The 12087-nt window shown below is 71.2% G+C and carries 13 protein-coding genes and 2 pseudogenes; 8 read left to right on the plus strand and 7 right to left on the minus strand.

Annotated features, from left to right (window positions below; all coding sequences use genetic code 11):
• On the plus strand, positions 1–1233 hold a 1233-nt coding region (locus tag D3105_RS27190), incomplete at its 5' end, for a HAMP domain-containing sensor histidine kinase (protein ID WP_133305711.1).
• Between the two features lie 10 nt (positions 1234–1243).
• On the opposite strand, the gene D3105_RS27195 is transcribed toward D3105_RS27190, so the two are convergent.
• Positions 1244–2179: a phosphatidylinositol-specific phospholipase C gene (locus D3105_RS27195; RefSeq protein WP_118905634.1), complete on the minus strand. Its 936-nt coding sequence runs from the start codon at positions 2177–2179 to the stop codon at positions 1244–1246.
• A 364-nt stretch (positions 2180–2543) separates the two neighbouring features.
• Between D3105_RS27195 and D3105_RS27200 the strand changes: the two genes are divergently transcribed.
• Positions 2544–3209 carry a fascin domain-containing protein gene (locus tag D3105_RS27200; protein ID WP_118905635.1) on the plus strand — a complete coding sequence of 222 codons (666 nt, stop codon included), beginning with the start codon at positions 2544–2546 and terminating at the stop codon, positions 3207–3209.
• On the opposite strand, the gene D3105_RS27205 is transcribed toward D3105_RS27200, so the two are convergent.
• Both D3105_RS27205 and D3105_RS27210 read right to left on the minus strand, forming a co-directional pair.
• A complete protein-coding gene (locus D3105_RS27205) occupies positions 3199–3783 on the minus strand; it encodes a maleylpyruvate isomerase family mycothiol-dependent enzyme (RefSeq protein ID WP_240647036.1) in 585 nt (194 codons plus the stop codon). The two genes, D3105_RS27200 and D3105_RS27205, sit on opposite strands and share 11 nt — an antisense overlap.
• 350 nt (positions 3784–4133) lie before the next feature.
• Complete coding sequence (locus D3105_RS27210) at positions 4134–4499, minus strand: cupin domain-containing protein (RefSeq protein WP_206272907.1); 366 nt, start codon at positions 4497–4499, stop codon at positions 4134–4136.
• 71 nt (positions 4500–4570) lie between these two features.
• On the opposite strand from D3105_RS27210, the gene D3105_RS27215 reads away from it, so the two are divergent.
• Complete coding sequence (locus tag D3105_RS27215; protein WP_206272909.1) at positions 4571–5584, plus strand: GlxA family transcriptional regulator; 1014 nt, start codon at positions 4571–4573, stop codon at positions 5582–5584.
• A 25-nt stretch (positions 5585–5609) separates the two neighbouring features.
• Positions 5610–6056 carry an LAETG motif-containing sortase-dependent surface protein gene (locus tag D3105_RS27220; RefSeq protein ID WP_425315766.1) on the plus strand — a complete coding sequence of 149 codons (447 nt, stop codon included), beginning with the start codon at positions 5610–5612 and terminating at the stop codon, positions 6054–6056.
• 68 nt (positions 6057–6124) lie between these two features.
• On the opposite strand, the gene D3105_RS27225 is transcribed toward D3105_RS27220, so the two are convergent.
• Positions 6125–7114 carry a GlxA family transcriptional regulator gene (locus tag D3105_RS27225; protein ID WP_118905636.1) on the minus strand — a complete coding sequence of 330 codons (990 nt, stop codon included), beginning with the start codon at positions 7112–7114 and terminating at the stop codon, positions 6125–6127.
• 158 nt (positions 7115–7272) lie between these two features.
• On the opposite strand from D3105_RS27225, the gene D3105_RS27230 reads away from it, so the two are divergent.
• The 3 genes from D3105_RS27230 (at position 7273) to D3105_RS27240 (ending at position 9385) form a co-directional block, all read left to right on the plus strand.
• Positions 7273–7857, plus strand: a complete 585-nt coding sequence (locus D3105_RS27230) for an isochorismatase family protein (protein ID WP_030808481.1) — start codon at positions 7273–7275, stop codon at positions 7855–7857.
• A gap of 89 nt (positions 7858–7946) precedes the next feature.
• Positions 7947–8441 carry a GNAT family N-acetyltransferase gene (locus D3105_RS27235; RefSeq protein WP_118905637.1) on the plus strand — a complete coding sequence of 165 codons (495 nt, stop codon included), beginning with the start codon at positions 7947–7949 and terminating at the stop codon, positions 8439–8441.
• A 143-nt stretch (positions 8442–8584) separates the two neighbouring features.
• Positions 8585–9385, plus strand: coding sequence for a hypothetical protein (locus D3105_RS27240; RefSeq protein ID WP_118905638.1), 801 nt, complete (start codon positions 8585–8587; stop codon positions 9383–9385).
• Positions 9386–9820: 435 nt separating this feature from the next.
• Here D3105_RS27240 and D3105_RS27250 read toward each other — a convergent pair.
• The 3 genes and pseudogenes from D3105_RS27250 to D3105_RS27260 all read right to left on the minus strand — a co-directional run.
• Positions 9821–10366: pseudogene (locus tag D3105_RS27250) on the minus strand (S41 family peptidase); the annotation flags it as partial.
• Complete coding sequence (locus D3105_RS27255; RefSeq protein WP_240647035.1) at positions 10339–10524, minus strand: hypothetical protein; 186 nt, start codon at positions 10522–10524, stop codon at positions 10339–10341. The pseudogene D3105_RS27250 and the gene D3105_RS27255, both read right to left, overlap by 28 nt.
• 100 nt (positions 10525–10624) lie before the next feature.
• Positions 10625–11071, minus strand: a complete 447-nt coding sequence (locus tag D3105_RS27260; protein WP_118905639.1) for a hypothetical protein — start codon at positions 11069–11071, stop codon at positions 10625–10627.
• Positions 11072–11539: 468 nt separating this feature from the next.
• Here D3105_RS27260 and D3105_RS27265 point away from each other — a divergent pair.
• Positions 11540–12087: pseudogene (locus tag D3105_RS27265) on the plus strand (hypothetical protein); the annotation flags it as partial.

Below are 12087 nucleotides of genomic sequence, written 5' to 3' on the forward strand. Positions count from 1 at the left end.
CTGCCGTCGTGCCTGAGCGGCGGGCAGCTGCCCGCCCAGGAATTCCCCGGCCAGTACACCGTGCAGATCGTCGCGGCGAACGGCGACTACTGCACGGCCCCCAACACGACGCCCGTCCCCGCGCAGCCCAGCGACATCGCGGTGGCGGCGGGGCGGGAGACCGACGCCCTGCACACGACCGAGAACGAGCGCGGGGAGGACATGCGGGTCTACACCCGCAAACTGCCGCCGGTGGTCAGCTCCGGCCAGGCCAACAACGAGCTCGCCGTCTCGGTGGCCCGCCCGCTCAGCGAGATCGACGCGCCGCTGTCCACGCTCGCGTGGGTGCTGGCCCTGGTCGGCGGCATCGGCGTCGTCGGCGCGGGCGCGGCCGGGCTGTGGGTGGCGCGGGCGGGGCTGCGCCCGGTGGACGAGCTGACGGAGGCGGTCGAACACGTCGCGCGCACGGAGGACTTGACCGTCCGCATCCCCGTCGACGGCGAGGACGAGATCGCCCGGCTGTCGAACTCCTTCAACTCGATGGCCGCCCAGCTCGCCTCTTCCCGCGACCGCCAGTCCCAGTTGATCGCGGACGCGGGCCACGAGCTGCGCACCCCGCTGACCTCGCTGCGGACGAACGTGGAGCTGCTGGCGCGGAGCGACGAGACGGGCCGGGTGATCCCGCCGGAGGACCGCAAGGCGCTGATGGCCTCGGTGAAGGCCCAGATGACGGAGCTGGCCGCGCTGATCGGCGACCTCCAGGAGCTGGCCCGCCCCGACGCGGCCGAGCCGGGCCCGCTCCAGGTGGTGGCCCTGCACGAGATCACCCGCACCGCCCTGCGCCGCGCCCGCCTGCGCGGCCCGGAGCTGACGATCACGGAGGACCTGGCCCCCTGGTACGTACGTGCGGAGCCGGCCGCACTGGAGCGGGCGATCGTCAACGTCCTGGACAACGCGGTGAAGTTCAGCCCGCCGCGCGCCACGGTCGACGTGCGGCTGCACCGGGGCGAGCTGGCGGTACGGGACCGGGGCCCCGGCATCCCCGCCGAGGAACTCCCCCACGTCTTCGAACGCTTCTGGCGCTCCCCGACCGCCCGCCAGCTCCCCGGCTCGGGCCTGGGCCTCTCCATCGTGGCCCGTACGGTGCACCAGGCGGGCGGCACGATCACCCTGCGCCCGGCCCCGGACGACGGCCCCGGCACGGTGGCGGCGCTGACGCTGCCGGGAGCGCCGACGCCGCCGCCGGAGATGTGAGGGGCGGGGCTCACCCCACCGGGTTGTGCCGGATCAGTGACTCGACGAGCCCGGACCGCTGGTTCGGGTAGTCCAGCGGGACGATGCCGAGCCCGGTCCACCCGGCGGTCTCCGCGCGCTCCAGGAAGGAGTGCACCTGCGGGTTGAGCCGGTCGGCGTTCCAGCGGGGCGGCATCAGGGCGGCCGTGGAGACGTAGTTCATGTAGAACTTGCCGGGCTGCGCCGCCGCCTTGCGGAACTGAGCCTCGATCTTGAGGTACTTGGCGAACGGCTCCGCCATGTAGTCGTCCTGGATGTCGAAGAGCGCCGGGTCCGCGTACCGCACCCCGGGCAGCCCGCCGTTGTCCGCGAGCAGCACCACCTTGCCGCGGGCCCCGCCGAGGTCGGGGAGGGTGGAGTCGAGGCGGAACAGGGACCGCCAGCCCCGCCGGTCCAGGTAGTCGTCGAAGACCGCCCGGAACGCGGTGTCGCTCTCGGAGGAGTACTCCTGCTTGACCCGCATCAGCACGGTCTCGGTCGGGCGGGTGGCGAGGAAGTCCCGGCAGGCGATGAGGACATCGCCGAACATCATGTTCTGGAACGACGCCCCGTGGTGGATCGCGAACGAGCCGTCGATGAGCCGGCACCGTACGTCGAGGAAGCGGATGCCGCTGGTCAACTGGTGGGCGGTCGTGGTGTTCTGGCACTCCGACCAGGGCCCGCCGAACCGGGCGCCCGAGTCGTGCGTCCCCGGGATGGTCAGCCGCTGGAGCGCGGTGCCGTCGGGCAGGGCGGCCATCCAGTCCTGCGTCCCCCGGACCGCCCGGGCCTTCTCCCGGGTGGCGGCGACGGCGGGTGCCGTGCCCACGATCGCGGTGGCGGATACGGCGAGGGCACCGGCCAGAAAGCCTCTGCGGGAGGGCCGGGACGGGGACGCGGACTCGGGCGTGCGCGCGGGGGTGGACATGCGGGTGCCTCCAAGGGCCGTGGGGGGTCGGACCGGGCGGTAACCCTTGGATTCTGTCGGGTGCACGTCACGCAGGAAAGAGGACGTACGCCGCTGTCCGGCGGCAGAGAGCCGCGTCCAGGTGAACGGAATACCTCGGAACGGAATATTCACCATGTCGCCGAACGGAATTACCGAAGCCCCATAAAAAGATTGCCGGAAATAACGAAAAACCCTTATTCTGGGCCCACTTGACCGGTCCATTCGACCGGCACCGCCGCGGAGAAAAGGCGTTTTCCGGCAAGCCCCCGAGCAGCGCCCGACGCCTTCATTTCTCTCCGTCGCGGAATCCATCGACACCTTGCGAGGAAGACCTGTGCGACGTATGACCTCCGCGCTGCTTTCCCTGAGCGCCCTGCTGGCCGCCTCCGCCCTTGCCGTCCCCGCGGCGGGCGCCGCACCGAGGAACGACAAGCCGGCCGCCGCGCCCGCGGGGTGGGAGACGGTGGACGGGCCCGAACTGGCGAGATTCGCCGGGGCCGACGGAAGAGCCCAAGCCCCGGCCGCCACGGGCCGCAGCGCCTCCGCGCGGGCGGACGACTCCGGAACGTTCGCCCTCAAGTCGGTCCGCAACGGAAAGTTCACGGCCACCGAGAAGAACTACGCCGCCCCCAACACCGGTGTCCTGCGGGCGCGTTCCGCCGCGGTGACCGGCGCCTGGGAGGGCTTCGCCTTCGAATGGCACGAGGCCACCCAGACGTACGCGCTGAAGTCCCTGGCGAACAACCGCTATGTCGCGGTCGAGGGGAACTACACCGGCAACGCGCAGAACGTCCTGCGCGCCCGTTCGACCGGCGCGGGCACCTGGGAGCGGTTCACGCTCTACTACAACGAGGACGTGGACCGCTGGGCGCTCCAGTCCGCACTGAACGGCCGCTTCGTCGCCATGGAGAACAGCTACACGGGTTCGCTCCAGTACGCGCTGCGCGCCCGGTCCCTCGAAGTCACCGGCTCCTGGGAGCAGTTCGAGCTCTTCGAGATCACCGGCTGACACCACGGGGCCCCTCAGGCAGCGGTCCCCGCGAGCGGCCCGACCCCGGCCCGTCCAGGTCGTCGAGCGCCACCCGGCGGCCGGACACGGCCAGCAGCAGGGAAAGGGCGGGACCGGCCACTTCCGCCCCCTCCCCGATCGACAGGTCGGCGTCCGTCGCCGTCAGCCGGACGGACGCCACCGCCTCCTTCGCCCCGCCGAACGACGCCGGAGTCCGCACCTGGAGGCGCAGCGCCCGGACCACCGCCTCCTGCGGACAGGAGCGGACCAGGCCCACCGCCCGCCGGATGTCCTCACCGTGCACGACCTCCTCGACCAGCCGGGTGTCGAGGGAGGCCGGAGGCGTGGTCGTCCGCGACACCACCCGTCGCAGCCGCTCCAGCGTCTCCGCGGGCGACGCCCCGCGCCGGAGCTCCACGCCGCGCGCGTTCTGCAGATCGAAGTCGAACCGCGCCCGTACGAGTCCGGCGACGAAGCCCGTACGGGTCGTGAGCGCGGTGTCCACGAGATGGGCGGCCACATCGTGCGTCACTCCCGGGGCCGGGACCCGGGTCGGGGCCGGGTCCCGGTGGATGAAGGCGCCCCCGGGGCTGCGGCGCGTCACCGGGCCTCGTGGGCACCGCCGCCGGGACACGGGCTCCGGGAAGGTCCGGCGTGACGTAACGGGGCGGAAGATCGGGGGTGACCAGGGAGCGTGCGGTCATGGGTCCCACCTGCCGTCCGAGGGGAGCCGGTCGGTCTCTCATGAGTGATTCGTAGCCGCACGCCCGGAGGATTGGGCCCGCCGCGGCCGTCCGGTCCCCTGTTCCGGGCGGGCGGGGCGGGCCCCGGGCTCGGGCAGCCAGGTGCTGGGGCGCCGGGCTGAGACGCACAGGCACCCCTGGCGCTCAGGCTCCCGGCTCAGACGCCAACGCCCTCACGCACTCAGGCCCTCACGCACTCACGCACTCTCAGCGAGATCCCCAGCATCCGCGCCCCCTTCTCCGTACGCGGGCGATGTTCACTGCCCGGCGCGAACACGACGTACGCCCCCGGCCCATGGCGCTCGCCGCCATCGATGACCTCGCCGCTCAGGACGAAGTACCGCTCCTCCGTGGCGTGTTCGTCGACCTCGGGCCACTCCGTGCCCGCGGCGAAGTCGATCAGCCAGCCCCGGGCGTACGCGGTGGCCGGCAGCCTCCGGCGCACGATGCCCGGAGCCACCTCGTGCGCCTCGACGTCGTCGACCTGAACGACGGTCTTCAGGTGGCCCGTCCGGCCCGCCTCGTTCATTCGCGTGTCCTCGCTCATGACTCCACCGTCGCCCGGGGCGATCATCCGCCGCGAGTGTCCGTCCTGACATCCTCGGGTACTTTCCTGCCATGGCCACGCCTCTGCCCGCATCCCGGCCCCATCACGTGGTGGCGCTGCTCAACGATCCGCAGTCGCCCTTCGAACTCGCCTGTGCGGCTGAGGTGTTCGGCATCCACGCGGAACTGCCCGCGCGCTACACCTTCGAGATCTGCGCGCGGCGACCCGGCCCCCTGCCGACCACCGCCGGGTACCCGCTGCTCGTCGAGAGCGGCCTCGACGCCCTGCGGAGGGCGGACACCGTCGTCGTACCGGGCTGGCAGCCGCCCGGCGGACCGGTGCCGGACGACGTCCTCGACGCGCTGCGGGCGGCCCACCGGCGCGGGGCGCGTACCGTGTCGATCTGCACGGGCGCGTTCGTGCTCGCCCGGGCCGGGCTGCTGGACGGGCGGCGCGCGACCACGCACTGGCGGCGGACCGGACAACTGGCCGACGCCTTCCCCGAGGTGAGCGTCGCCGAGGACGTGCTGTACGTCGACCACGGCGATGTGGCGACCAGCGCGGGGAGCGGCGCGGGCATCGACCTCTGCCTCCACCTCGTACGGTCCGACCTGGGCTCCTCCTACGCCGCCCAGGTGGCCCGGAGCATGGTGCTGCCACCGCACCGGGACGGGAGCCAGCTCCAGTACGCGCCCCCGCCCACCCCCACGGGCCCGGGCACAGGAACAGACACCGACGCATCGCTGGCCCCCGTCCTGGAGTGGGCCCTGACCCGCCTGGCGGCGGACCTCTCCGTCGGCCGGCTGGCCGCGTACGCCGGACTCTCCCCGCGCACCTTCGCCCGCCGTTTCGCCCGCCAGGTGGGCGTCAGCCCAGGGCAGTGGCTGCTCCAGCAGCGCATCGACGCGGCCCGGTCCCTGCTGGAGCGGACCGACCTGCCCGTCGAGACGATCGCGGCCCGGGTGGGCCTGTCGTCGGCGGTGAACCTGCGGCGGCGGTTCCGTGCCGCGGTCGGGACGACGCCCGGAGCGTACCGCCGCCTCTTCGGCGAAGCAGCGACAGCAAAGGGCCCGGTCGACGCCTGAGTGACCGGGCCGACCGGGCCCCACCGTGAAGCGTGAAGCGGACGGAGGAGGGCGAGGAGGGCGGGGCTGCGAGCCCGAGCTCGACCTCACCACCGAGGTGACCGGCCTGCCGGACAAGCTCGTCGCGGGGACGACCACCAACTTCTCCATCCGGGTGACCAACGGCTCCGACCGGCACATGGACGAGGTCCTCACGCCCGACCTGGACATGTACGCATTCGACGTCAAGGCCGCCGGCAGCAAGCCCGGGAAGACGGACGACGCCAAGCCCTCCAGGACCACCAGGCCCGGCAACACCGGCACCACTCCGCAGGGTTCGGCGTCGGGCACCCCGGCGAGCACCGGCAGCCTCGCCGCCACGGGTTCGTCCTCCGCCACCACCTCGATCGCCCTCGCGGGCGGTGCGGCCGTGCTGCTGGGCGCGGCGGCGGTGTTCGTCGTCCGCCGCCGGAAGACGGGCGCGGACGCCTGATCGCGAGAGCCCTAGGAGGGCGGTGAGGGGGCGGGGTCCTGCTGTACGGACCCCGCCCCCTCACCCTGTCAGCGAGAGGCCCGGAACCGGCTCCGGTACTCCGTGGGCGTCGCGTTCAGCCGCCGCCGGAACGCCCGTACCAGCGTGTCCACGGTCCCGAACCCGCAGACGGACGCGATGCGTTCAAGGGTGGCGTCGGAGGACTCCAGCTCGTTACGGGCCTTCTCGACCCGGACGGACTCGATGTAGGCGTGCGGGGTCGTCCCGAGCTCGGTCTTGAAGATCCGGGTCAGGTGGCGGTCGCTGACATGCGCGTACTCCGCGAGGTCCACGACGGTGAGCCGGCGCCCGATGTTGCGCAGGATGTGGTGCCGGAGATCCTCGATGCGCCGCGTCGCCGAGATCTGCTCCAGCGGAACGCTGAACTGGCTCTGCCCGCTCTGCCGCTTCAGGTACATCACGAGCTGCCGGGCGACGCGCAGCGCGACGGCCTCGCCGAGGTCGTCGGCGATCAGGGCGAGCGAGAGATCGAGGCAGGCGCTGATTCCCGCGCCGGTCCACACATCGCCCTCGCGGATGAAGATCGGGTCGGCGTCGACCTCGATCTCCGGGTGCTCGTCGGCCAGTTGCCGCGCGGTCGACCAGTGCGTGGTGGCGCGCTTGCCGTCGAGCAGCCCGGCGGCGGCCAGCAGATGGGCCCCGACGCAGACGGAGGTGGTCCGCCGCGTGCGCGCGGCGAGCGTCTTCACCCGTTCCACCAGCTCGGGATCGACGAGGGCGTGCACGCGCCGCTCGCTGTCGACCTCCACCGAGCCGGGCACGATGAGGGTGTCGATGCTCCGCCCGGCGGCCTCCTCGAAGGTGAGATCCGGCAGGATGCGCACCCCGGCCCCGGTGGTGACGGGCTCCAACGTCTCGGCAGCCAGGACGACTTCATACCCTGCGGCGTCGTCGGTCTCACGTCGCGCGAGCGAGAAGACCTCCGGAGGCCCGGTGACGTCGAGCAGGTCGACGCCGCCGAAGAGCACGATGACGACGAGCCGTCGGACGGTATCCATGGGTTGCCCTCCTGACTCCGGTACACCGCTCCCCATGTCGGTATCTGCATGCTAGACGTCATTGTGGACATGCGGGACGGCTCCTAGCGTGGAGAACAGCTCGCCGCACGGAACCGGCGAGCACTTCCCCGACGTACGACTCCCGAGGCGGTCCACCCATGTCCCGAACCACCCTGCGCGAACTCAACGGCTTCGACGCGACCCCGGCCACGCTGACCGGATCGACGCTGATCCTCGTCGACTACCAGAACACCTACACCCAGGGCGTCATGGAACTCGACGGCTGGCAGCCCTCATTGGACGCCGCCGCACACCTGCTGGCCCGGGCCCGCGAGGCAGGGACGAAGGTCGTGCACGTCATCAACGACGGCGGCGAGGGCACCCCGTACGACATCCGGGCCGAGATCGGACAGATCCACCCGGCCCTCGCCCCGGCCGCCGGAGAGCCCGTCGTCGTCAAGCAGGTCCCGAACGCCTTCCACGGCACGGACCTGGGCGAGCATGTGCCCGCCGACCAGGACGTGATCATCGCGGGCTGGATGACGCACATGTGCGTGGCGTTCACCGCCGAGGGCGCGTTCCTGCGCGGCAACCGCCCCACGGTCGTCGCCGACGCCTGCGCGACGAGGTCTCTGCCGGTGCTCGGTTCCGATCTCGACGCCGCCCAGGTGCACGGTGGCGCGCTGGCGACCATCGGCGACCTGTACGGGGTGGTCGTCGCGACGCAGAAGTCCCTGAAGTAGCCGGGGCGTTCACTCGCCCACGGGGCCGCAGGGTGGCACCCCGAAATCCCCGCGCACCCCACCCGGACCGCGTGATACACCTCCCTGCCATGGACAACCTGGTGACCGAGCGGCTCGTGCTGCATCCGATGTCCGTGGACGAGGCCGAGCAGACGGTGACGGGCGAGCCGGACGCCGACGTCCGCTGGGAGCAGGGGTATCCCACCGAGGGGGACGTGGCGGTGGCCCGGCGCTTCCTGGAGCGCTGCGCGAGCACGGGCGATCCCCAGCCGTTCGGCCCGTACGTGGTCCGCCGCCGCTCGGACCACCGGACGATCGGCGGCATGGGCTTCCACGGCCCGCCGGACGAACACGGCAGCGTCACGGTGGGCTACGGACTCGTCCCGTCGGCCCAGGGCAAGGGGTACGCCTCCGAAGCGCTCCGCGCCCTGCTGCCGTTCGCGCGGGACCAGGGCGTCGCCTCGGTGAAGGGCGACGCCGACCACGACAACACGGCGTCCCAGCACGTGATGACAGCGGCGGGCATGCGGCAGATCGGCGAGGACGAACGCGTCAAGTACTACGTGATCTCCTGGGGTCGGTGAAACCTGGATCCCGTGGCACTACGTCCTCGGCGCGTGCTGAGCTTCCGCCGACCTGAAATCGGAGGTCAAGGGGCTGGTGTGGCCAGCCTTCGGGGTACTCGTGCGTGCTGGGGAGGGTGGTTCGCGCCTGGAATCATGGGCGCATGTCCGAAGAGTCGAACCCGATATCAAGCCTGTGGCCGCTCGTGCCCTCCGAGGCCGCCGATTGGCTGCTGGAGCTGAGCGGCGACGGCATCACCGGGTTCATGCCTCCAGCGATGCCCGACGCCGTCTGGGTGCTCAACGCCATGTACGAGCACAAGCAGGGGCCGGCCGATGTGTCGTACCACGAGTACCACCAGGCGCGGCTGGCGGATGGGAGTGTCCAGCCGCACGTCGTTGGAGGCATCGACTTCGATGCCGTGGGCATCGCCACGGGGGGAGGTCTGGGCCGTTCCCAGCACCCGGGCCCCGGCTGGCGGCGGCTGCGCTGGGCCGAGCTGGCCCGGCGGACCGGCGACCCGGTCGTGCCCGACGGGCTGATGCCCTCCTACCTCTGCTTTCCCACGGCCAAGAAGCAGGGCAGCTGGCCGCTGGGTATGGTCCCGCCGACCGAGGGGAGCCTGGACCGTGAGACCTGGAATCGGCTGATCGCTATCCTCACCCAGTTCAGCCCCGCAGGCCCGGACACCCGCTGCTTGGCCTATTACACCCCGATGACGCTCGGGGCCATCGACCTCGACAACCGCCACGCGCGTGCGGGCCGGATCGGCGACGCCGAGATCCTGTACGGCCGGTCCGAGGCCGACTTCAGCCCGTCCAACCTCTGGGCCGAGGACCGCTCGTGGGTCCTGTGCACCGACTACGACCTGTGGGGCACCAAGGTCGCCGGGCCCCCAGCCCTCATCAACGCATTGCTGAACGACATGGAGATCGAGGCGGTTCGTCTGCCTTGCGCGCACTGACGACGAGCTGCTTGAAACCTCCTCCAGCACGGAGTGCGGGCTCGTTCCAGATCCTGACCGCGGAAGCCCGATGGCTCCTAGGATTCTGCCCATACTGGATCCCGAACTGCTGGAACGGATCACCACGCGCCGTGCGGAACTGGACGAAATCGAAGAACAGCTGGCCTGATCTGGATATCCGCCGGCCGGCCCGGCCGCACCCACGACAACACCGCCGCCCGCCACGACCACATCCTGGCCCATGGCTGCTCTCCGACTGACCAGACGCCCACACCGCCTGTGGGCTCCCTCTGCGCCATCCACCAGCCCCATCTCTTCCCCCGCCTGCTCTCACGGCCGGGAAGGGCACGCCAGGATCTCCCATCCCGCGTAACTGCCGGTCCTGATGGTTCCCAGGCCTCCCCCTGCGGCCGACCGCCGGACCCCGTGTTCACGTCAGCCGCCGGCACCACCATGGGTCCACAGGACGTTCACGGCCCTGTCGAAGGCCGAGTCCTTCCCCCGGTCGAACTCCTCCTTCGTGAAGACCGGTTCGGTGAGATGCGGCGGAATGCCGGTGCCGTCGAAGGTCCGTCCCGAGCTGGTCAGGAACTCCTCGTTCGGCAGGAAAGCGGACATGCCGTTGGGGAGCTTGCGCACCATGACGTCCGAGAAGACTCCCTGGGTGGGCTGCCCGATCCGGACCGTTCTGCCGGGCCGGTCCATGAGGGCCTGCGTGAAGGTCTCTCCCGCGCTGAAGGTCGAGCCGCCGGTCAGCACGGCGATCGGGCCGGTGTAGCGGGGGCCAGGGGCAGGTATGACGTACGCCGGCTGGGGGCGGGTGTGCCGGGCCGGGTCGGCGGGGTCGTTGCGGGCCCGCTTGGCGTAAGCGACGTACGGGGTGTCGGTGAGCCGCTCGGCGATGTGGATGCCCAGGGCGTCGGAGCCACCGCCGTTGATCCGCAGGTCGATGATCAGGCCGTTCGGACGCCGGGGGCGATCCTCGATGCGGGGACCCCGAGCCGGGAGGCGGCCAGGGCGAAGCAGTCCGGGGCGGGCTTCGGGTGGTGTACGTCGCTGCCGTAGACCTGTACGGCGGGGAGGGCCAGGCCCGTCGCGGCGAACCTGGCCTCCACGAAGTCCCTGGCGCCGGAGGTCACGCGTCCCAGACCCTGCGGTGCGCGCCCGCCGAGTCCAGCAGGACCCCGTTCACGTCGAAGAGCACCGCAGAGATTCTCATACGGGCATGCTCCCAGAGGTCTACTTGAGCTTGTACGAGCAGGGCTTACCCGAGCCTTCCTCGCTCTCCACGACCTTCTTGCCGTCGACGGTGATCGAGCACTGCCCTGCCCCGAGCTTGCCGTCCGGGAGAGTTACGTGGCCGGGCGTGAGGATCACCAGCCGGCCGACCTCGCGCTCCGCGCCCCGTGCGGCGATGGTGGCCGTCTTCTTCCAGGGCAGGGTGATCTGCTCGAAGTCGGAGTCGTCGAGGGTGTACATGACGGTGCTCGCGCCTGTGCCCTTGACCTCGATCGTCACCTCGTGCGGGGCGCCTTCACCGTTTCCGCCGGATTCCTCGGGCTTCCCGGTGGCCTCCGCGGCCGGGCCTTTCGCCTTGCTGTCCTTCGCAGGCTCCTCCGCACCGCCGCATCCCGTCAGCAGGACCGCGGCCATGGCGAAGCTCGCCCCGATAAGTATCTTGCGCATCAATTCCCCCGTGCTGGGCATTTCCGGCGGCACTCGGGCCCGCCAAGGTTTCCCGAACAACCCTATAAGGCCGATGGATCGCGCCTCGCCATCCCCTCCATCCGCGCAGCTCCTGCCGGGTCGTGGGCCGCCACGACCCGGTAATCCCCCGTAAAGCCCCCACCGGATCGTTCGCCACCGCGAGCCGGTGCGGCACGACATTAACTACTAAAGAAACAAGAGAAATAACCCAACCCGACCCAACCGGACCCGGTGTGAACCTGACGCGTCCCAGCGCGCCTGGGCCGGCTTCCGAGGGGATTCGCGGCTCCGTCACTCACACGGGTGACATTTCCCAACTCAGCTCGCTTTCGGGCAGGTTGCCCGGCATATGCTCACGCCAGACCACATCCCACACATACGTCGGCCCTCGACCGGGAGTGCAATCCCAACCGAGGGCCTGGCCACCAAGGAAGAACACACTTCCCGATGGATACCCAGCAGAATACTGCCCTCACCCGCGCCCTGGCGGAGGTTCCCGGACCTCTCCCCACCTCCGGCGTCATCCACATCACCCTCCCCCACACCGACCGCTTCACCGTCGTCGGCAACCACCTCGCCCAGCACCCCGACCTCAGCTGCACCGCCGTCGGACTCGCCGTGCGCATCCAGTCCCTGCCCCGAGGGACCGAGATCAGCATCAAGGCGCTCACCGCCCGCTGCCAGGAAGGCGAGAGGCGCATCTCCGCCGCCCTGCGCGAACTCGAAGCCCACGGCTACCTGCAGCGCTTCCGCTACCGGCTGCCCGGCCAGAGAGTCATCACCCGCACCGTCTTCTGCAACCAGCCCGCCGCGCTGCTGTGCCCTCGCAGCCAGAGCAGCCAGACACCCGTAGCGGCCCCAGGCCCGCAGGCCGCCCCCGGCCCGTCCCAGACCCACGTGCCGGACCCGGACCCGGACCCTGCCCCGGTGCCTGTGCCGCCCGTTCCGCCTGTGCCTCCCGGTCCGCCGGTGCCTCCCGGTCCGCCGGTGCCTCC

Source organism: Streptomyces globisporus (genome assembly GCF_003501885.1).
GTDB lineage: Bacteria > Actinomycetota > Actinomycetes > Streptomycetales > Streptomycetaceae > Streptomyces > Streptomyces globisporus_D.

Coding starts and splice junctions, on each gene's coding strand:
- D3105_RS27200 (WP_118905635.1), top strand. CDS start 2,544: ATGACCTCCGCGCTGCTTTCCCTGAGCGCCCTGCTGGCCGCCTCCGCC.
- D3105_RS27215 (WP_206272909.1), top strand. CDS start 4,571: ATGGCCACGCCTCTGCCCGCATCCCGGCCCCATCACGTGGTGGCGCTG.
- D3105_RS27260 (WP_118905639.1), bottom strand. CDS start 11,071: ATGCGCAAGATACTTATCGGGGCGAGCTTCGCCATGGCCGCGGTCCTG.
- D3105_RS27210 (WP_206272907.1), bottom strand. CDS start 4,499: ATGAGCGAGGACACGCGAATGAACGAGGCGGGCCGGACGGGCCACCTG.
- D3105_RS27230 (WP_030808481.1), top strand. CDS start 7,273: ATGTCCCGAACCACCCTGCGCGAACTCAACGGCTTCGACGCGACCCCG.
- D3105_RS27240 (WP_118905638.1), top strand. CDS start 8,585: ATGTCCGAAGAGTCGAACCCGATATCAAGCCTGTGGCCGCTCGTGCCC.
- D3105_RS27235 (WP_118905637.1), top strand. CDS start 7,947: ATGGACAACCTGGTGACCGAGCGGCTCGTGCTGCATCCGATGTCCGTG.
- D3105_RS27195 (WP_118905634.1), bottom strand. CDS start 2,179: ATGTCCACCCCCGCGCGCACGCCCGAGTCCGCGTCCCCGTCCCGGCCC.
- D3105_RS27225 (WP_118905636.1), bottom strand. CDS start 7,114: ATGGATACCGTCCGACGGCTCGTCGTCATCGTGCTCTTCGGCGGCGTC.